Origin of the sequence: Myroides albus (genome assembly GCF_024722315.1) — a bacterium.
GTDB lineage: Bacteria > Bacteroidota > Bacteroidia > Flavobacteriales > Flavobacteriaceae > Flavobacterium > Flavobacterium album_A.
Genome location: NZ_CP102754.1, coordinates 2,426,629 through 2,445,901, shown reverse-complemented (window position 1 = coordinate 2,445,901; position 19,273 = coordinate 2,426,629). Strand labels below are relative to the sequence as shown.

Below are 19,273 nucleotides of genomic sequence, written 5' to 3'. Positions count from 1 at the left end.
CCCAACCTTATTTGGAAAAATAAGGTTGGGAAAAATTGCTATGAAAAAGAAAATCCACTGTTTAATAAGTGTACGTCAAAAGTATAATTAATTTTCCAATTAAGAAAACATTTCTCTAACTTTTTCAAAAAAAGATTTGTCATTTTTTGACGGAGTAGGTTTGAAGTTCTCGTCTTCTAACATATTTTCGAAAAATTCTTTCTGTTCTTTTGACATTTTTTTAGGAGTCCACACATTTACATGTACTAATAAATCACCATTGCCATAACTGTTAACAGATGGCAATCCTTTGCCTTTTAGACGCAAGATTTTACCTGATTGAATACCTTCTTCAAGTTTAATTCTCACTCGTCCTGTTACAGTCTCAATTTCTTTTGATCCTCCTAAAGCAGCTTCTGCGAAGCTAATATATAAATCATAGTGAAGATTATCCCCTTCACGCTGTAATGTATCGTGCTCTAATTCTTCGATAACTACTAATAAATCTCCAGCTACACTATTCTTTCCTGGTGCCTCATTACCTTTACCAGAAACCTTTAACTGCATTCCATCAGCCACACCCGCAGGTATTTTGATTGATACTGTTTCCTCTTGTAAAATTAATCCATCTGCATCTGCACCTGCTGGTTTATGATCCATTACTTGCCCACTTCCATGACATGTATCACAAGGAGCTGAAGTTTGCATACGCCCAAGCATAGTATTCATAATCTTAACAACTTGCCCTGCACCATTACAAGTTGGACAAGTTTTATAAGTTACTCCATCTGCTTGTACTTTACGCTTAACTTTGATCTTCTTCTCTACGCCATTTGCGATATCTTCAAGAGTCAATTTCACTTTAATACGCAAACTTGTACCCTTCACGCGTCTTTGACCAGAGTTTCCTCCGAAGCCGCCAAAACCGCCGAAGCCACCTCCACCACCGAAAGCACTTCCAAATATATCACCGAATTGGCTAAAGATATCATCCATATTCATATGGCTACCTCCACCAAAACCGCCTGCACCATCAAATGCTGCATGTCCATATTGATCATATCGAGCTTTTTTATCTGGATCGCTCAATACTTCATAAGCCTCTGCTGCCTCTTTAAACTTTTCTTCAGCTTGCTTATCATCTGGATTCTTATCAGGGTGAAACTCAATAGCCTTTTTACGATATGCCTTTTTAATGGTATTCGCATCTGCACTTTTATCTATCCCTAATATTTCGTAATAATCCTTTTTCATTTTAGTATATTTCTTTTATTTATAATTTAAGTGATTACTATTGCCCAATAACTACTTTTGGGAATCGTATAATTTTATCACCTAACTTATACCCTCTTTCTAAAACATCGACAATCTTCCCTTTCATGTCATCTCCAGCTGGTATTTGTGTTACTGCTTCAGAAATATCAGAATTAAAATCGTCTCCTTTATTCACTTCTACAATTTCTAAACCTTTACTTGCCAAAGTGTCACTCAGTTTCGTAGATATTAATCTCACTCCAGTCAAATGGTCACTTTCTCCGTGTTTTTCCAATTCTGCAATAGCGCGCTCAAAATCATCCAAAACTGGCATCATTGCAAGCATAACTTCCTCGCTGGCTGTCTTATAAAGTTCCACACGTTCTCTTGTTGTTCGCTTTTTATAATTTTCGAACTCGGCAAAAAGTCGCATAAACTTGTCCTTTTCTTCTGCCAGTTTTATATTTAACTGTTCTTCAACACTTAATGTATCTTCCACTATCGTATTTTCAGTATTCTCAACGTTCTCTTGAATTACTTCGTTCTCAGCATTAATGTCTTTATTTTCAGTACTCATATCTAGAATTGTTATTTTAATAATAGTTTTACCTATAGTCCATTATCAAATCCTTTGCCAACTGATTATTGCTGTCACAATGACATATTTTGAATGAAAATAAATTATAATTACTACTAGTTCTTTACACCTTATTAGAGCAAATTACAATGTCTTAAACAGTGCTTACAACTACCGTTTAGCTACTTGCAGTAAATCTACAAGTGCCTCTTGTAATTCGGGAAACTGAAAAACAAATCCCTTAGATACTACTTTTGCACAACTAACATCTTGACCTTCTAAAACTAAACACGCTTTTTGTCCTAATACCAGTTTTAATGCCCAGCTTGGTACACTTGGCAACCAAAGCTTATAGCCTAATACATTAGCTAATGTGTTAGTAAATACTTTATTTGTTTCTGATTTAGGAGCTACTGCGTTAAATATCCCCTCCTCTTTATTCTCCAACAAAAACATATACATGCTAATTAAATCATCAATGTGAATCCATGAGTATATTTGATTTCCTGTACCTAATACTGATCCAACATGGTATTTTATTGGAGCAATCATTTTCGGCAATGCTCCTTCTTCTTTGTCTAACACTAACCCGGTACGCAGCATGGTTACATCAATCCCCAACTTTTCTATTTCTCCGTTTGCAACCTCCCATTGATTAACCACTTTTCCCAAAAAATTAGTTGCTTTCACATAGTTATCTTCCTCTTGTTTATTATCTCCATTCCTATATATACCAATAGCTGAAGCAGCAATAAAATGCTTAACTTGATGATCTATAGATGACAACACACGCATTAACAATTTTGATCCATCAACTCTACTACTCAAGATTTGCTCTTTTCCTTTCTTTGACCAACTGCCTCCAATATTACTCCCTGCTAAGTGAATAATAACATCTACATCTTCAAATGCTTTGCGATCAATTTCCTGCTTCGCTATATCCCAATAATAACCTTCTGCTCCCATAAAAACACCTGAAACCATATTTTTAGAAGAAGTTAAGTACACCACCTGATAATCGCAATCAAGCAATCTTGAAACCAACTTTTTTCCAATAAAACCTGTTGCACCTGTTACAAGAACTTTCATATTATCCGTTTTATATATTATTATAATGATTTAGTAAATATATTCTATAATGGAACAATACCTCTATATAAATGTAAAAAAAGCCTAAAAAACATCTTAATCAACTCCAATAAAGACACTTACATAAATCCCAACTCAAATCTTAAGGTTAAAATAATGTTAATTTACAGTACTATGCTATACAAAGTACCTTCTTTTAGATATATCTTTGCATAAGAAACATGAAGCCAATATAAAACTTATGAATATTGAAAATACCAAAGCCCAAATGCGAAAAGGTATTTTAGAATTTTGCATCCTGTCTATTCTAAAAGAGAGAGATTGCTACACCTCTGAAATACTCGATGAGCTTAAAAGCGTAAAACTCGTAGTGGTAGAAGGAACAGTATATCCATTACTAACGCGGTTAAAAAATGACGATTACTTAGCCTATCGATGGGAAGAATCGAATTCAGGACCACCACGAAAATATTACAACTTAACTGAAAAGGGAACAGGTTTCCTTGAAGAATTATCTAAAACCTGGGAAGAACTTGCAAATGCTGTTTATAAAATAACATCTAAAGCCTCTAACAATGAATAAGACATTAACTATAAATATCGCTGGATTAGTATTTCACATAGATGAAAATGCCTATCAAAAACTTGATTCTTACTTGAAAGCCATCAAAAATTCATTGTTAAAAGAAGAACAAGATGAAATAATTCACGACATAGAAATTAGAATTGCCGAATTATTCTCAGAAAACATCAGTGACAAAAACCAAGTAATCACGATTGCCGATGTAGATACAGTCATTAATATAATGGGGAAACCTGAAGATTATAACTATGGTGAAGAAGAAACAACATCTGAAAATCACTATACATTCACAACTTCAAAAAAACTATATAGAGATAGCAAGAAAGGGATTCTTGGCGGAGTACTTGCAGGTCTATCCCATTACCTAAGAATTGATCTTTTGTGGTTGAGAATTATCTTCTTGATTCTAGTTCTTTTTTATGGAACAGGAATACTTCTTTATTTCATTTTTTGGATTGTAGTACCAAAAGCAAAAACGACATCGCAGATATTAGAAATGGAAAGAGAGCCCATCAATATCAATACGATAGAGAAAAAAGTAAAAGACAATATCAACTACGTAGCAAATAAAATCAGCGAAGTTGATTACGATAAGATCAAGACAGAAACTGAAAAAGTAGGACAAAAAAGCGCGAAATGGTTTAAAAACCTTTTTGGTGTATTCATAATCGCGTTAAGTAGTACCATTCTCTTTGCAATTATTGTAGCTGGAATAACCACTTATGTCAATAAAGAAACAATCATTAGAGAGGGAATAGCTAATCATATTCCCTTTTTTAATGATGCCATGTTTTCATTTACCTTGAGTACTTTGTTAGTTTTCATGATTGCAGCCTTACCTTTTATAGGACTATTACTCATAGGACTTAGATTAATATATACAAACATTAGATATGTCTTCGCAACCCTATTGGGACTATTCATTGTTTGGCTTATTGCTATAGTTGCCTTTGCCTTGCCATTTTTAAAAATGGAGAATTACAATTCCTATTATACAAGCGAAAAAACTGCTCAGATTGCAGAAGTAAGTAACAAAATTAATATCGATTTTCCACAAACAGAAGTCTTAAATATTACATTAGTTAAACCAAGTTTCTTTGAGTCAGACAATGCTGAGATAATACAGCATTTAAGTGAAAAGAATATAGTGCAAGTTCCTATTACTTTTGAAATAATCCCATCTTTTCAGGAATATATTTATATAAAAATAGAAGGAGATTTTTCAAAAACTGTATCTACAAAAAACAAAACGTTAGTGAATACACCAGAAATAGAACAAATTCAAACCAAGAAAATACAAGACAACCTTATTATTTCTGACACTTACCTATCAGATGAGTCAAAGCAGTTAAAACTATACATCTATCTACCCATAGGAAAAAGTGTCTATATAGACAATAAAACAAGAGAACTATTAGGCAATGAAAAAGAGTTATTCAAGCCTAATCACATCTACCAAATGAAAGAAAATAAAGTAATGGAATGCATTGACTGCTAATCCACTGATTCAAAATTCACAGTAATTAGCAGAGCCCTCTGCCAAAAGTGAACAATCTGTGTAGTTAAAAATCGTGAAATAGCTCTATGACTGGCAAAAAAAACAAGATAGATAAAATAGCGTATCAACTGACCTGAATAAAAAAAGCTGTTCTAAAAATAGAACAGCTTTTATATTTTAGCTTATATGACTAAATTAATAAGTTCCTGATTGATTTTGAGCATCTTGAATCATCTTCTCATTTGCGCGAATACCAAACTCCACACGTCTATTCTGAGCTCTGCCAGATTCTGTATCATTTGAAGCTATAGGATCTGCAATTCCAAGACCATCAGTCTTAACACGCGATGCAGCGATACCCTTTTGCACTAAGTATTGCTTAACAGATGCTGCTCTCTTTTTTGACAAACTAAGGTTGTATTCTTCTCTACCTGTATTATCAGTATATCCGTAAATATCAATATAAGTATCAGGCTCATCCTTAAACACAATAATTAACTTGTCCAGGTTAGTCTTAGCTTTATCCGTTAAAGTAGCTTGGTTTAATGCAAAGTTCACAGAGTTTTCACCTAAGATTAATTTGATACCTTCACCTACGCGTTCAACTTGTGCGCCTGGTACAGTTTCTTCAATCTTGCGTGCTTGTCTATCCATATTATTTCCAATAACACCACCAGCAGCCCCTCCAATAACACCTCCAAGTACAGCACCTAAAGCACCGTTACCTCCTTTACCAAGGTTATTTCCAAGGATACCACCGATAATAGCACCACCTGCAGCACCAATAGCAGCACCTCTTTGTGTGTTATTAGAATTTTTTACAGAGTCACAACTTGTAAAGCCGATAGAAGTAGCAAGTAGCAAACTTGCCAAAGAATATGTTGCAATTTTTCTCATACCTATTACTATTAATTTCTAACAAATTTATACGTTACATCATACGTTTGTCCTCCTGCATAAAACTTATCCACTAATTCAAAAGAAGCAGCAGTTTGGTTTTTAACTTGCATAGAATAACCTGTAGTTACGTGTTTTGCTTTTACGCCTTCATCAATAAATTTGAATTCGAACTTACCTGCTGGAGATATAGTCCATTTAAAATCACTTTCAAAACTTGGACAACTTCCCCCTTTTGTCAAAGAGATATGGCCTGTATTATTATTTGATACAAACTTCCATTGACTACCAACAAAACAATCTGCATCAGCAATATTGAATGAATTTACTTTTACAAATTCACCACCAATTCGATTAACCTTTACAAGAGTCCATTCTCCTTTCAATCCAACTTGAGATTTAGAATCCATAGTCGGTTTACAAGAAACTACAGCTAAAGCAATAGCTCCCAAATAAAGTGCTTTTTTCATATCATTTTATTTTTTTCAAATTTTTCAATCACAAATTTACAAATAATCAAATAACAACAGACACATCTCTGCCAAATTGACACATTAATTTCCTTTGGTATCTTTTTTGTCTTTTGTACAAGCAAAATACGAACATTATATAACATATTAAATATAATATTATGACATCTGGAAAAATTAACGTTACCGTGGAAAATATTTTCCCACTTATCAAAAAGTTCTTGTATAGCGATCATGAAATTTTTTTAAGAGAGTTAATTTCTAATGCGACCGACGCGACATTAAAACTAAAACATTTAACTACAATAGGAGAAACTAATGTAGAATATGGTAATCCTATTATCGAAGTTAAAATAGATAAAGAAAATAAAAAACTTCATATTATCGACCAAGGACTGGGAATGACTAAAGATGAAGTAGAAAAATACATTAACCAAGTTGCTTTCTCTGGTGCAGAGGAATTCTTAGAAAAATATAAAGACTCAGCAAAAGATACAGGAATCATTGGCCATTTCGGTTTAGGGTTCTACTCTGCTTTTATGGTTGCTGATAAAGTAGAAATATTTACTAAATCATTTAAAGATGAGCCTGCTGCACATTGGACTTGTGATGGTAGCCCAGAGTACACTTTAGAAGCATGCGACAAAACTGAAAGAGGTACAGAAATTGTATTACACATCGCAGAAGACTCTCTTGATTTCTTAGAGGACTATAAAATCCGTGAATTATTAGTAAAATACAATAAATTCATGCCTGTGCCTATTAAGTTCGGTACGCATGAAGAAGGTGAAGGAGAGGATAAAGTAGAAGTAGATACTATTATCAATAATCCTAATCCAGCTTGGACAAAACAACCTTCTGATTTAAGTGATGAAGATTATAAAAACTTCTACCGAGAGTTGTATCCTACACAATTCGAAGATCCTTTATTCAACATCCACTTAAACGTAGATTATCCATTTAACTTAACAGGTATTTTATACTTCCCTAAGTTAAGTGCTGATCTTCAAATGCAAAAAGACAAGATTCAATTATATCAAAATCAAGTATTCGTAACAGATAACGTAGAAGGCATAGTTCCAGACTTCCTGACTATGTTAAAAGGAGTAATCGACTCTCCAGATATTCCACTGAACGTATCTCGTTCTTACCTTCAGGCAGATGGTAATGTGAAAAAGATTTCTAACTATATCACTCGTAAAGTAGCGGATAAATTAAAATCGTTATTTAACGAAAACAGAGAGGATTTCGAAAGTAAATGGAATGATATCAAAATCGTACTAGAATACGGTATGCTTTCTGAAGAGAAGTTCTACGAAAAAGCGGGAGCATTCATGCTTTATCCAACAGTAGATGACAAATTCTATACATTAGAAGAATTAAAAGAAGCTACTAAAGACAACCAAACGGATAAAGATGGCAATTTAGTAATCCTTTATGCATCCAACAAAGATGCTCAACATAGCTATATTGCTGCAGCGAAAGACAAAGGATATCAAGTATTACTATTAGACTCTCCTATCGTTTCTCACTTAATTCAAAAATTAGAAAGTGACAACGAAAAAATGACTTTCGTGCGTGTAGATTCTGACCACATCAATAACTTGATTAAGAAAGAAGATACTGAGATTTCTAAATTATCTGAAGATGAACAAAAATCATTACAAGAAATTGTAGAGAATATCGTACCTAAGGATAAATATACTGTAAAGCTTGAAGCTTTAGATAGCACAGCAGAACCGTTTATTATTACTCAACCTGAGTTCATGCGTCGTATGAAAGAAATGAGCCAGTCTGGCGGTGGAGGTATGTTCGGAATGGGTAATTTTCCAGAAATGTATAACCTTGTGGTAAACACCAACTCTCCACTTGCAACTAATATCATTGGTAATACGGATGAAACAACCAGAACAGAAAGTATCAAACAAGCGATGGACCTTGCCAAACTATCTCAAGGTTTATTAAAAGGGGAAGAACTTACTGCTTTCGTAAAAAGAAATTTCAACAATCTGAAATAAACAATAATACTTCCATAGAAGCCCATAACATTACTGTTATGGGCTTTTTTTGTTTTATAATGATACAACAAATGAATTAACAACTGTCCGATTTTTAGGGAAGTCTACACAGCCTTTTAGTGATAAACATAAACTTAGTTTGTTAGACCTATCTCAATCCATGCATCTAAGAAACTCCAAAAATCAATATCATACTTTGGTTCCTTATTAGTCCACCAAATAAGATACTTTGCTTCATCAACACTCTTTTCTATATCAACACATAGGTATCCTGCTCCTGCATTGTGAAATAAGTAATATGTTTTACTCAAATCAATATCTAATGTTTTAATTTCTTCTAAGATTCCCCACTCAGATTCATCTAGAAACTCTATCTTATCTAGAGGGAGAAAACCTAAACCACCACTTAAACTTTCATACCAACCATTATGTACATTCATATAATAAGCCCTAATATCTTCAGGTAGATTTTTCAAAAAGTCACTCTCCGTTATTGGCTCATTACCTTCATAAATCAGTACTTCATTGTTAATTTCAAAAACGTATACTATTTTAAACTTATTCAAATGTTGCACAATAAAAACATCTTTTAAACTGTTTTCAAGTAATGTATATGTTCTAGTAAGCTTTTCTTTATATATTAACCAATACTTTAATACTATTTCTTTTCGGTTAACAAACTCATTAGTTTTTAAAAGTTCATTCCATAAAGAATGTTCGAATACTCCTTTATAATTTTCCCCTAGAATAGTAGCATTCTTTAATCCATTTTCTATTAAAATCTTATTTAAATCCATTATTTCTTATTTAAAAAACAATCACTCTTCTATTCCTCCTTCTAAAGCACATTCTAAAATTATTTGAAAGAATAACTCATCGTCTGTTGTTTCTAATAACACTTCATCAAAGTTATCTCTTGGTCGAAAGCTAAATACTTTTGTCTCTATTTCTTGTACGAATAAGTAAAGGTCACTATCCGCATAAAAGATAAACTTTGCAAAATCTTCATCAGTGTGCCAATTTAAGTTGGAATCTATGATTCCGCTTAAAAAAACATCATCATATCCAATTATTAGAGCTGTTTCTGAGCCATACAAGAATACCCCGTTTTCATTAAACCCATTGGTTATTTGTAAAATATTCTTATAGATTTCGGATAAGTTAACACTAAATTGTTCAGTAAATAGTTTGTCTAATTCACCTAACTGTTTATTAGATACAAATGGTTGAATAACTTCATTATACTCACTCTTAACCTTTACAAGATCATTGATTAATTCATTAATTTGTTTCATGTTACTTTATTTTAAGGATAAACATTCCTTTTCATTATGTATCAACTAACTGTTTTACTTTCCCCTGCAGACATTCCTTTTTTATCCTATTTTCACAGACCTTACACCATAAGTATGGATATAAAATTATGTTTTTTTTGAAGGTTATTAATTCTGTTTAAAATAAAAGCCCAAAATTATAATCTTCAGAATCTATGTATCAAATGGGTTAATCATCCTATTAAATTCCTCTTCAAATGATAAAATAACATTAATATTACATACAAGTTTAAATTCATAAAGATTATTTTAATTATTCATTGTCATCAAATTATATATAGCTTCACTTTTATAACCTCCTTTTTCAGGAAGTTTATCCTCAAAATCACAACAAGCTATAGCACAAATATTGTTTGACCAATACTTTTCTAATAACAGTGTGCTATTATATATATCATCTAAAGAATAGTCAGTTTCCTTATAGTAGGCTAAAACAATAGTAAAGTATAAGAATCCATCTGGGAAAATTTGTTTTTTCACACTATCCCTATCTGAATTTAATTCTATCAATAGATCAAAATCTACATTTCTTCTTAAATTTACTTCTGAAACTAAATATTCTACTTTATTTATATCACTACAGTTGATATAAATTTCTATTATCAATTTATCCATGTTTAAACTATTGGGGTAAAAAATAGAATGTAATATGTTTCTGCTCCATTTTTTGTTTGATGAAAACAAAATTAGAAGCTAAATCATTTTTTAAAAACATTATTCAATTAGAATAGTATTTATTTGTCTTCTAATCTCATCATATTTACTATATTAAGTAAGTTATTAATATGTATAAAGATGTTTGTCCTAAAATATTAAATATTATAAGGAGGTTTTAAATAAGGATTATCTCTTTTAAACTCATATTCTACCAATTCCTTATCAGACAGTTCTAACAACATTCTTATATACTTCGGTAGTCTTTCATAAGACATATTAGTTAATATTTTGTCTCCTTCAGGTATTTTGTCCCCTTTAGTTACATCGTAGTAATTTTTTTGAATATCGATTATTTCTTTATTTCTATTTACATCTAAGCTTTTTATATAACTATTATTATAGACTATACTTACTGAAGTAAGGTATCCCTTCTGGAATTCCTTAGTTATTCCAAACATAACATTCCCTCTACATTCATTAATCTGTATCGGTTCTCCATCTTCATTATAGATATGTTCTAAACCATTTTTTAAACCATCTATAAATTCTGCTTCACTTTCTATCTTACCTTGCCATTTATTATATATTACTCCCGTATAAGGCTTCGTTAATTCTGGGTCTAAATAGTATGTTACTATCCCATTTACATCATTCTCTACATAAAATGAATCATCTATATCTTCTAATCTCATCATATTTACTATATTATTTAAGTTATTAATATATATAAAGATGTTTACCTCTAAAAATATTAAATATTATAAGGAGGTCTTAAATAAGGGTTACCTTTTTTAAACTCATATTCTACCAATTCCTTATCAGATAGTTCTAACAGTATTCTTATATACTTCGGTAGTCTTTCATAAGACATCTTAGTTATTATCTTATCACCTTCGGGTATTTTGTCCCCTTTAGTTACATCGTAGTAAAATTTTTGAACATTAATTATCTCATAATTATGACCTATTTCTAAATATTTTACTAATCTACCATTATAGTTTATACTTACTGATGTAAGGTATCCCTTCTCAAATTCTTTTGAGATTCCAAACTCAATATTTCCTCTACACTCACTAATCAGTATCAATTCTTCTTCTTCATTATACACATGCTCCAATCCATTTTTTAAACCATCTATAAATTCTGCTTCACTTTCTATCTTACCTCGCCATTTATTATATATTACTCCCGTATAAGGCTTCGTCAATTCAGGGTCTAGGTAATAAATATGTTCTCCATTTACATCATCTTGCACATAAAGCGAGTGGTCTATATCTTCTAATCTCATCATATTTTTTTGTTTTTTTATATTATTTGTGTCCGTGTAGTTGAATTCCATCTGTTAAATATTCACAGTTTTGACATCTTTTTTTCAAAGGAGGAATTCCATTGTTTTCTAATATATCCTTAGGTTTTATCGCTCTATTACTTAAACTCATTTCTTTAATAGAATTTCTATCTACATGTATTCCTGCTTCTCTTCTTGCCTTAAGAGCTTGATCAAGAGCTCTTAATTTTGAATGTGCTGCTAATCTTCTATCAGCACGTTGAGGTAGAATGATTTCACCATTAGCTATTTTAACTTCATACTTATTTGTTAATTACTTAATAATGATACCTACTTTACTGTACTACAAATCAATAACCATTCTTTGTAATCAACAACTAACTGTTTAGAATCCGAACATATTTGTACCGTTTAATGCAAAAAGAGACTCAGTTATAAACTAAATTCTCCTTCTTTATTATTCACAATATTTCTCTTCTATTCCTCCTTCTAAAGCACATTCTAAAATTATTTGAAAGAATAGCTCATCGTCAGTTGTTTCTAATAACACTTCATCAAAGTTATCTCTTGGTCGAAAGCTAAATACTTTTGTCTCTATTTCTTGTACGAATAAGTAAAGGTCAGTATCTGCATAAAAGATAAACTTTGCAAAATCTTCATCAGTGTGCCAATTTAAATTTACCTCAATTAGATTTAAATTAACTTTTTCTGACAAACCATATAAGAAGACTCCATCATAGTTTAAACCATTCGATATTTGTAATATTTCCTTTAAGGAGTTAGGTACTGATATTGAAAATTTTTCAATCATATATTTTTCTAAGCGCCCTAATGATTCAATGGTTATTGGTTGATTTATCTTATAGCCAATCTCATAATTTAGCTTTATTATACTTTTTGATTTTTCTATTATACTTCTCATAGTCCAAGTTTTATGGGTAGATGTTTCCTTCCATTGTATACCATGTAACAGATTTACTGTCAACTGCTTTCATTTCTTTTGTCACTTTGTTTTGATAATTTGTTAATGCCTGATGATAAGGGTCATTTTTGATTAATACTAAATTACTAAAATCGTTAGTCCCTCCATCATCTAAAGGGAGTTTATGATGTACCTGATAGTTTTCAGGATTTCAACCTTTTTTCATGCTTTCAATATCTGTTTGGGAAACCCCTTTTGATTTTAGATATTTTTCATTTTTAGCTAAATCTTTCAAAAATTCTTTTCTGACTTTACTGTCGTAAACTTTTCTTAAAGCAATACGATCTGCATCACTTCTCTTAGTGTATTTAATCGTTTTTTCAACAATATTCTTTAGTTCAGTTAGCTCTCCTCTTAATTGATCGGCATAGACCAACTAATAAACAAATACGAACAATGGATAACTTATATTGCTCTAACAGATACTTAACCCTTTCTATTTTATCTGCTGAGCTTAGAACTTTTTTGATAGAATATCTTTGAGCATTTTATTGTCTAAACTAACATCGGCATACATCTGTTTGAGCTTGCGATTTTCTTCTTCAAGTTCTTTTAAACGTTTCAACTCCAGTTTTCCATTCCACCATACTTCTTTCTCCAATAGTAAAACGTGCTTTTATCAATACCTAATTCTCGAGAGATTTCACTTACTGATCTTCCCTGTTCATTTTCTTTGAGAGCTTTAATGATTTGGTTCTCACTAAAATTACTTACTTTCATAATTGACAGTTTTATTTAAAGTTAATATTTTCAAATTAACAACTGTCCGATTTTTAGGGAAACCTACACCATTCCCCGTCCCTGTTCCCCGTCCCTGTTCCCCGTCCCTGTTCCCCGTTCCCCATTCCCCGTTCCCTAAACTGCCACAATTTTCAATTACTATTTGATAGGTACTATATAGACATTTGTCCTATATCGCTCAAAAAATATTAACTACCTTTGTTAAGCAAAATAGAAAAAGATGAAAGAACAAAATAATGTAGTAAAAGGAGTCTTCTTAGTCGCTTTAGGAGCTTCAAGTTTCGGTATGCTTGCTTCATTTGTAAAACTTGCATATAAGAGTGGATTTACCACTGCTGAAGTAACATATTCTCAGGTACTACTTGGTCTGCTATGTGTATCCTTGATTCACTTGTTTCGCAAAAAGAAAGCAGATGAACCAAAAGCTACCTCTAAAAACGTACGCAGTTTAATATTAGCAGGAACTTCCATGGGATTCACTTCTGTTTTATATTATATGGCTGTAAGTTATATCGACGCGTCAATTGCCGTTGTTCTCTTAATGCAATCTGTATGGATTGGAGTAGTGTTAGATAGTATAGCTACCAAAACATTTCCAAATTTGACAAAATTGGTTGCTATAGCATTAATTCTATTTGGTACTGTCTTAGCTACGAATATCATGGCAAGTAAGATTGAGTTAGATATTAGAGGAGTAATATTTGGCTTCTTAGCATCGTGTTCGTTTGCTACAACAATGTTTGCCTCTGGTCGTATTGCAAATCACTTACCTGCCACAAAACGCAGTATGTGTATGCTTACTGGAGCTGCTATAATCGTAACTATCTTTGTATTTGTCACTCAAATTGGGCCAAATAACTTTGAGTTTATGAAGGACTTTTACCTTCAATTTTCTCAAAACACAGATGGTATCAGGGATTTCGACTGGAGTATCTTCTACGGTTGGGGAATTGTATTAGCTTTATTTGGTACCGTATTACCGCCAATGTTCTTGAATATGGGATTCCCGTTGACAGGTGTAGGATTAGGAAGTATTATCTCATCCTTAGAACTACCTGCGTCAGTTACTGTAGCTTTCTTAGTTTTAGGTGAAAAAGTAATTCTAATACAATGGGTTGGTATTTTGCTAATCTTATCAGCTATTGTACTGATGAACAGCAGTCTAATCTTCAAGAAAAAAGAGTTAGAACTTCAATAGTAATTTCATTCAAAATATAAACTTCCATAGTTTAGCTTAAAGAGCCTTCACCTTTCTGAAGGCTTTTTTTTATTTTCTATTTTCTCTACACGCACTGCCCTTCAACTAATTACACTCCTATACCAATATCAATAACGTGAGTTTGACTCAAGTTATGAATCAATTTGTATCGAATATCATGTCAATAATTTACTTTTAACGAACGCAAGGAGAAACAGTCAACATTCGATAAAAAATGGAAGGATAAAACCTTAAAACATCATTTCAAAAATAAGTAGAGCACACTGTATGTCTTCAAACTAATGTAGACTTTTAGGACGTAAGCATAAGATAGTGTTTTAGTTATAAATTTATTAATTTTTGTTGATTATACAACTGTCTTCTTTTAGTTAAAGTTTCTTGTTTTAAAACAGCTCTTTTTTCTAATATTTTATCTGATTTTCCATAATATACGTCCTTAGGAGTTAAGTTTCCAATTGCCTCGTGATATCTGTTATTATTGTAGTTTTCTACAAAAACCTCAATAGCATCTATTAGCTCTTCAGGATGATAGTAATTATTAAGTTTTACAACATTTTTCATTGTTCTATGATATCTCTCAATTTTTCCTTGTGTTTGAGGATGTAGAGGTCTCCCATGTACTTGCTTCATTTTCATATCCTTCTCTAAAAAGATCTTTAAATCTTTTGCGATGTAGCAAGGTCCGTTATCAGATAACAACTTAGGTTTTGCTTTTGATTTGAGTTTTGCCTTGTTTATAGCTGTTTCTACGGTTCTTTTTACATCATTAGCTTCCATAGAGTCACATAGTTCCCAATGAATAATATAACGGCTGTAATCGTCTAAAATCGTACTTAAATAATACCAACCCCATCCAATAATTTTAAAGTACGTGAAGTCTGTTTGCCACATTTGATGTACAAACTGTGTTTTATCTTTAAATTCATTAGATGCTTCTATTAGAATATGATTTGGAGCGGGTATTAAACCTCTCTTCTTTAATATTCTATAAACACTGGACTCTGAGATATAGATACCTTGTTCATCTGTAATTTTATAAGCTAATTCTCGTGAAGATAATTCAGGATATTCTAAAGCTATCTCAACAACTAAGTTCTGTTGACTCTCAGGAATACTATTCCATTGCCTATTACTTATTCGCTTACTTTTTTCTAATCCATCATATCCTTTTTCTAAGTAACGTTTATACCATTTATAAAAGCTGCTTTTAGGAATACCAAACTCTTCAAGAGTCTTTTTAACTCCCAATTCACTTGTGGTTACACTTTGGATTAGCTCATATTTCTCTGCTGCTGTTAGTCTCATATACTTGCGATATAATTCATTTATTCCAGCATGTCTAAGGTTTTTTTTACAATATCGTAACGCAATACCAAATCTGCAACTACCTCTTTTAGTTTTGCATTTTCTTTGCGTAACTCTGCTACTTCATCACTGGTAGCCTCTCTTGTAATATCTCCTGATAATCGTTTTTTACCTGCCTCTAAAAACTCTTTATTCCATTTATAGAACTGAGTTTGACTAATGGAGTATTTTCTACATAGTTCTGATACAGATAGCTCTGCTCGTAATCCTTCTATTACAATCAATACTTTCTGTTCTGAGGTAAATAGTCTACGCGTATTTTTACGGATATCTTTTACCATACTTTCTGGTGTTTTCTTACTGACTCTTCCCATAATTATAAAGTTATCATTTTTTGAAAACACTATCTTATTTATAGTATCTTAACTGTCCACTTTTTGCTGACGATTTACACTATCTGTTCTATATTTATTATCCCCAAAAGCATAAAGCACAATAATAATACACAAAATAAGCAACTCATTGACGAATCGCTGAAAGTAGTGATTTTAGTTCTGATCTTATAAATTATTGCCAATATGAGAAAATATTACTCAATACTTCTTTACTTTTACCCTATCAAAACAAATAAAATCACTTAAAGTATAAGTCTATGATTAAAAAGATTCTCCCTTTAGCTATCCTTTTCGCTACTCCAGTATTTAGCCAGGTAGCCAAAGACACAATTTGGGTAGATAGCTATGATTATATCGTACAAAAGAAAGATGCTAAATTTTTTAAAATTGCTAAACCTATCAAAGGTAATACAGACCTTAAAACTATCGAGGTTTACAATGCTAAAACAAATAAGATAGAAAGCAAAGGAAATGGTACTTTCATGGAAGGAAACGCTACAGCCTTATACCAAGGTGATGTACAATACTTCGATACAAACGGTAAAGTAAATTCAACTTTTACCTATGATGAAAACAATTCAATCACAAAATTAACAAGTATTGATCCTCGCAATGGTAAAGTATACAATTGTGAATACTATGATAACAATGTATATTCTGGAGAAGCTTTATTCAATTGGAATGGTGTATATGTTTACATTGAAGTAGAAGATGGTGTTTATTATAAATACGAGGTTATTAACCCTAAAAATGACAAAAATAAATTAACCTATCAATTTGACGAAAACAACTATCCTTCTGCAGAAGAATACTTCGATGAAAATGGCGTGTCAACGTATGCTGCTACATATCAAGAGGGACAATTGGTAGAAGGAGAGTCAGTGACTATTAACTATAGTAATTTTAGTGTACAATCTGTCTCTAAATATACTGATTCTAAGATATTACAAACTACTAATTTCTATACAACAGGACAAATTAAAAGTAAATCAGTCGTTTCTAATAACATAACTACAGAAGAATATTTCGACAAAAATGGAAAGCTCTTAGGTACATACAGAAGCGAATTGGATAGCGATGGATACTCAACTAAAAGTGAAGGTGTTCAATACTACTTTAATGTCTATGACAATAATCCTGATGATATCTATTCAGTATATCATTATAAGAACAATGTAATGATCAAATCAGAAGATTACTATGTTACTCCAAAAAACAATACAGTCAAAAGCATTATCTATAGCAATGAAAACTATCAGACTCTTAAGAAGGAATTCTATAATGAAGATGGAACTCTAAAAAGTCAATTACTTTATGATACTGATGGATATACCCCTAAGGATGGAACAGATTATAGTGATAACTTAACAATTACTTACAAAAACGCCAAAATAGTAGAGCGCATAGAATTATATTCTAATGGCAAACCATTTGAAATTACGAAAAACAACCTTTCGATCTATTACGATACAAAGGGAAAAGAGTTAGGTAGATTAACGTATAAGGAAGAACCTATGTATGGCGGCGTTGTCAATATATCTGGTACGCAGTATACGATGAGTAATGATCTGATTTCGAGTATTTCCAAGTATGAAAAAGAACAATTAGTCTACGAAGCTACTTATGAAACTACTAATGGTCAATCTACGATTAGTTCAGAAACGTTTTATCAAAATCAAAATATTTCTAAAGTAGTAGAATACTATAACAATGGAAATAAGGCAAGCATTTCACAATATTCGCCTGCAACCTACACCTATTCTCCTATCAAACAAACTTTCTATGATAAGACAGGAAAGGAATTAGGTATATACGATCATTTGACACAGACAGGTACTTTAGTTGATTTTACTTACGATAAGCAAATATCTGCTATCACTAAATTCAAAGATGGGAAGACCTTAGCTAAAAAAATATATGCTTTAAAACAAAACACAAATTCGACATATTATTTACAAGCTGATATCGATTATAATAAGCAAGGAAAATTCTATAGTGAAAAAGGAGAGATAATCTCCACAGCTACTTACAAAGATGGAGCTGCTTTTGAAGGAACTGTATGGGAAAATGACTTATATTACCTAACAGAAACAACTTATAAAAAAGGACTAAAAGTAGGTAAAGAAATAGTAAAATATGTTCATAGTGATGAAATCGTTACGATCAATTACTACGACAATCAAGGTAATTTAACAAAATCAGAGATATATAGTAATAATGTGTTGCAGTCTATCGCTGAATATCAAGAAGGAGTATTACACGGAGCAACAACATATTATGACAATGAAGGAGAAGTACTATCAACTTTAGTTTATCATAATGGCTATCCATACGAAGGAACGCTTACTTCGATAGACTATATGTACTACAACACTACTGAATATGTAAATGGAATAATTCAAGCTAAAAAAATGTATCTATTAGATATAGATGGAAAGACCCCAACTACCTTAGTGTTACATGAAGAATATGAAAATAGTGCCACTTTTAGTAGAACTATTAATGACAGTACAACTGGAACTCCTATTTATAAATACAATGTCAAAGACAACTACTTAGATGGTCAGTATCAATACTTCGAAAGTGGCAAAATAAAATATCAAGCTACTTTTAAAGATGGAGTTCTAACAGATGGTACTGTGGCTATTAATGACCTAAACCAAAATGCATATAACTATTACAGTGAATCACCAAGTAACTATACACTGTTAACCAGTAAAAAAGGAAATCTTACTGTAAAGATTTTGAATGAAGATCACAAAGAACTATTCGTTATGGAAGCTAAAGTGAAAAAAGGCGATAGCAGTCTAAATCCTTTAACTATCAACAAGATAACTGTAAGTAATTTATTCCCTTACAATGAGTTTAATAGTGAGAGTTATTATCATGATAACTACGGTTATGATTATGGTGTACCTGCAGCAGAAGCAGCAGTTGAAGCAGCAGAAGCAGCGGAGGTACCTGTACCTGTATCTGCATACTAAGAG

The 19,273-nt window shown here is 31.8% G+C and carries 18 protein-coding genes and 2 pseudogenes; 5 read left to right on the top strand and 15 right to left on the bottom strand.

Going from position 1 to position 19,273, the window contains the following annotated elements; all coding sequences use genetic code 11:
• Positions 1–99: 99 nt before the first annotated feature.
• The 3 genes from dnaJ to NWE55_RS11160 form a co-directional block, all read right to left on the bottom strand.
• A complete protein-coding gene (gene dnaJ / locus NWE55_RS11170; protein ID WP_155093221.1) occupies positions 100–1,233 on the bottom strand; it encodes a molecular chaperone DnaJ in 1,134 nt (377 codons plus the stop codon).
• Between the two features lie 37 nt (positions 1,234–1,270).
• Positions 1,271–1,810, bottom strand: a complete 540-nt coding sequence (locus NWE55_RS11165; RefSeq protein ID WP_155093220.1) for a nucleotide exchange factor GrpE — start codon at positions 1,808–1,810, stop codon at positions 1,271–1,273.
• Positions 1,811–1,981: 171 nt separating this feature from the next.
• Positions 1,982–2,899, bottom strand: a complete 918-nt coding sequence (locus NWE55_RS11160; RefSeq protein ID WP_155093219.1) for a TIGR01777 family oxidoreductase — start codon at positions 2,897–2,899, stop codon at positions 1,982–1,984.
• Between the two features lie 241 nt (positions 2,900–3,140).
• Between NWE55_RS11160 and NWE55_RS11155 the strand changes: the two genes are divergently transcribed.
• Positions 3,141–3,482 (top strand): PadR family transcriptional regulator, encoded by a 342-nt coding sequence (locus NWE55_RS11155; protein ID WP_155093218.1) that lies wholly within the window; start codon positions 3,141–3,143, stop codon positions 3,480–3,482.
• Entirely contained in the window at positions 3,475–4,980 is a 1,506-nt protein-coding gene (locus tag NWE55_RS11150; protein ID WP_155093217.1) for a PspC domain-containing protein, read from the top strand. Before NWE55_RS11155 ends, NWE55_RS11150 begins: the two co-directional genes overlap by 8 nt.
• A gap of 195 nt (positions 4,981–5,175) precedes the next feature.
• On the opposite strand, the gene NWE55_RS11145 is transcribed toward NWE55_RS11150, so the two are convergent.
• Positions 5,176–5,877 (bottom strand): YiaD family glycine zipper/OmpA-like lipoprotein, encoded by a 702-nt coding sequence (locus tag NWE55_RS11145; protein ID WP_155093216.1) that lies wholly within the window; start codon positions 5,875–5,877, stop codon positions 5,176–5,178.
• An 11-nt stretch (positions 5,878–5,888) separates the two neighbouring features.
• Positions 5,889–6,347: a lipocalin family protein gene (locus NWE55_RS11140; protein ID WP_155093215.1), complete on the bottom strand. Its 459-nt coding sequence runs from the start codon at positions 6,345–6,347 to the stop codon at positions 5,889–5,891.
• A gap of 161 nt (positions 6,348–6,508) precedes the next feature.
• On the opposite strand from NWE55_RS11140, the gene htpG reads away from it, so the two are divergent.
• Entirely contained in the window at positions 6,509–8,365 is a 1,857-nt protein-coding gene (htpG, locus tag NWE55_RS11135; protein WP_155093214.1) for a molecular chaperone HtpG, read from the top strand.
• Positions 8,366–8,499: 134 nt separating this feature from the next.
• Here the strand turns inward: htpG and NWE55_RS11130 are convergent, their stop codons facing one another.
• The 9 genes and pseudogenes from NWE55_RS11130 to NWE55_RS11095 form a co-directional block, all read right to left on the bottom strand.
• Positions 8,500–9,162 (bottom strand): SMI1/KNR4 family protein, encoded by a 663-nt coding sequence (locus tag NWE55_RS11130; protein WP_208103219.1) that lies wholly within the window; start codon positions 9,160–9,162, stop codon positions 8,500–8,502.
• Between the two features lie 21 nt (positions 9,163–9,183).
• Complete coding sequence (locus NWE55_RS11125; RefSeq protein ID WP_160339609.1) at positions 9,184–9,660, bottom strand: YrhA family protein; 477 nt, start codon at positions 9,658–9,660, stop codon at positions 9,184–9,186.
• 288 nt (positions 9,661–9,948) lie between these two features.
• Complete coding sequence (locus NWE55_RS11120) at positions 9,949–10,314, bottom strand: hypothetical protein (RefSeq protein ID WP_155093212.1); 366 nt, start codon at positions 10,312–10,314, stop codon at positions 9,949–9,951.
• A gap of 197 nt (positions 10,315–10,511) precedes the next feature.
• Positions 10,512–11,051: a hypothetical protein gene (locus NWE55_RS11115; protein ID WP_155093211.1), complete on the bottom strand. Its 540-nt coding sequence runs from the start codon at positions 11,049–11,051 to the stop codon at positions 10,512–10,514.
• 56 nt (positions 11,052–11,107) lie between these two features.
• Entirely contained in the window at positions 11,108–11,647 is a 540-nt protein-coding gene (locus tag NWE55_RS11110; protein WP_258204065.1) for a hypothetical protein, read from the bottom strand.
• Positions 11,648–11,666: 19 nt separating this feature from the next.
• A complete protein-coding gene (locus NWE55_RS11105) occupies positions 11,667–11,795 on the bottom strand; it encodes a hypothetical protein (protein ID WP_258204064.1) in 129 nt (42 codons plus the stop codon).
• A 306-nt stretch (positions 11,796–12,101) separates the two neighbouring features.
• The gene (locus NWE55_RS11100; protein WP_155093442.1) at positions 12,102–12,566 is read right to left on the bottom strand and encodes a YrhA family protein; all 465 of its coding nucleotides are present in this window, start codon (positions 12,564–12,566) and stop codon (positions 12,102–12,104) included.
• Between the two features lie 10 nt (positions 12,567–12,576).
• Positions 12,577–12,759: pseudogene (locus NWE55_RS17050) on the bottom strand (HNH endonuclease); the annotation flags it as partial.
• A 428-nt stretch (positions 12,760–13,187) separates the two neighbouring features.
• Positions 13,188–13,346 (bottom strand): transposase, encoded by a 159-nt coding sequence (locus tag NWE55_RS11095; RefSeq protein WP_155093441.1) that lies wholly within the window; start codon positions 13,344–13,346, stop codon positions 13,188–13,190.
• Positions 13,347–13,587: 241 nt separating this feature from the next.
• Here NWE55_RS11095 and NWE55_RS11090 point away from each other — a divergent pair, with 241 nt between their 5' ends.
• Positions 13,588–14,565 (top strand): EamA family transporter, encoded by a 978-nt coding sequence (locus NWE55_RS11090; RefSeq protein ID WP_155093440.1) that lies wholly within the window; start codon positions 13,588–13,590, stop codon positions 14,563–14,565.
• A gap of 342 nt (positions 14,566–14,907) precedes the next feature.
• On the opposite strand, the pseudogene NWE55_RS11085 reads toward NWE55_RS11090, so the two are convergent.
• A pseudogene (locus tag NWE55_RS11085) lies at positions 14,908–16,265 on the bottom strand (IS3 family transposase).
• A 278-nt stretch (positions 16,266–16,543) separates the two neighbouring features.
• Between NWE55_RS11085 and NWE55_RS11080 the strand changes: the two are divergent.
• Complete coding sequence (locus NWE55_RS11080) at positions 16,544–19,270, top strand: toxin-antitoxin system YwqK family antitoxin (protein WP_155092199.1); 2,727 nt, start codon at positions 16,544–16,546, stop codon at positions 19,268–19,270.
• The last annotated feature ends 3 nt before the right edge of the window (positions 19,271–19,273 follow it).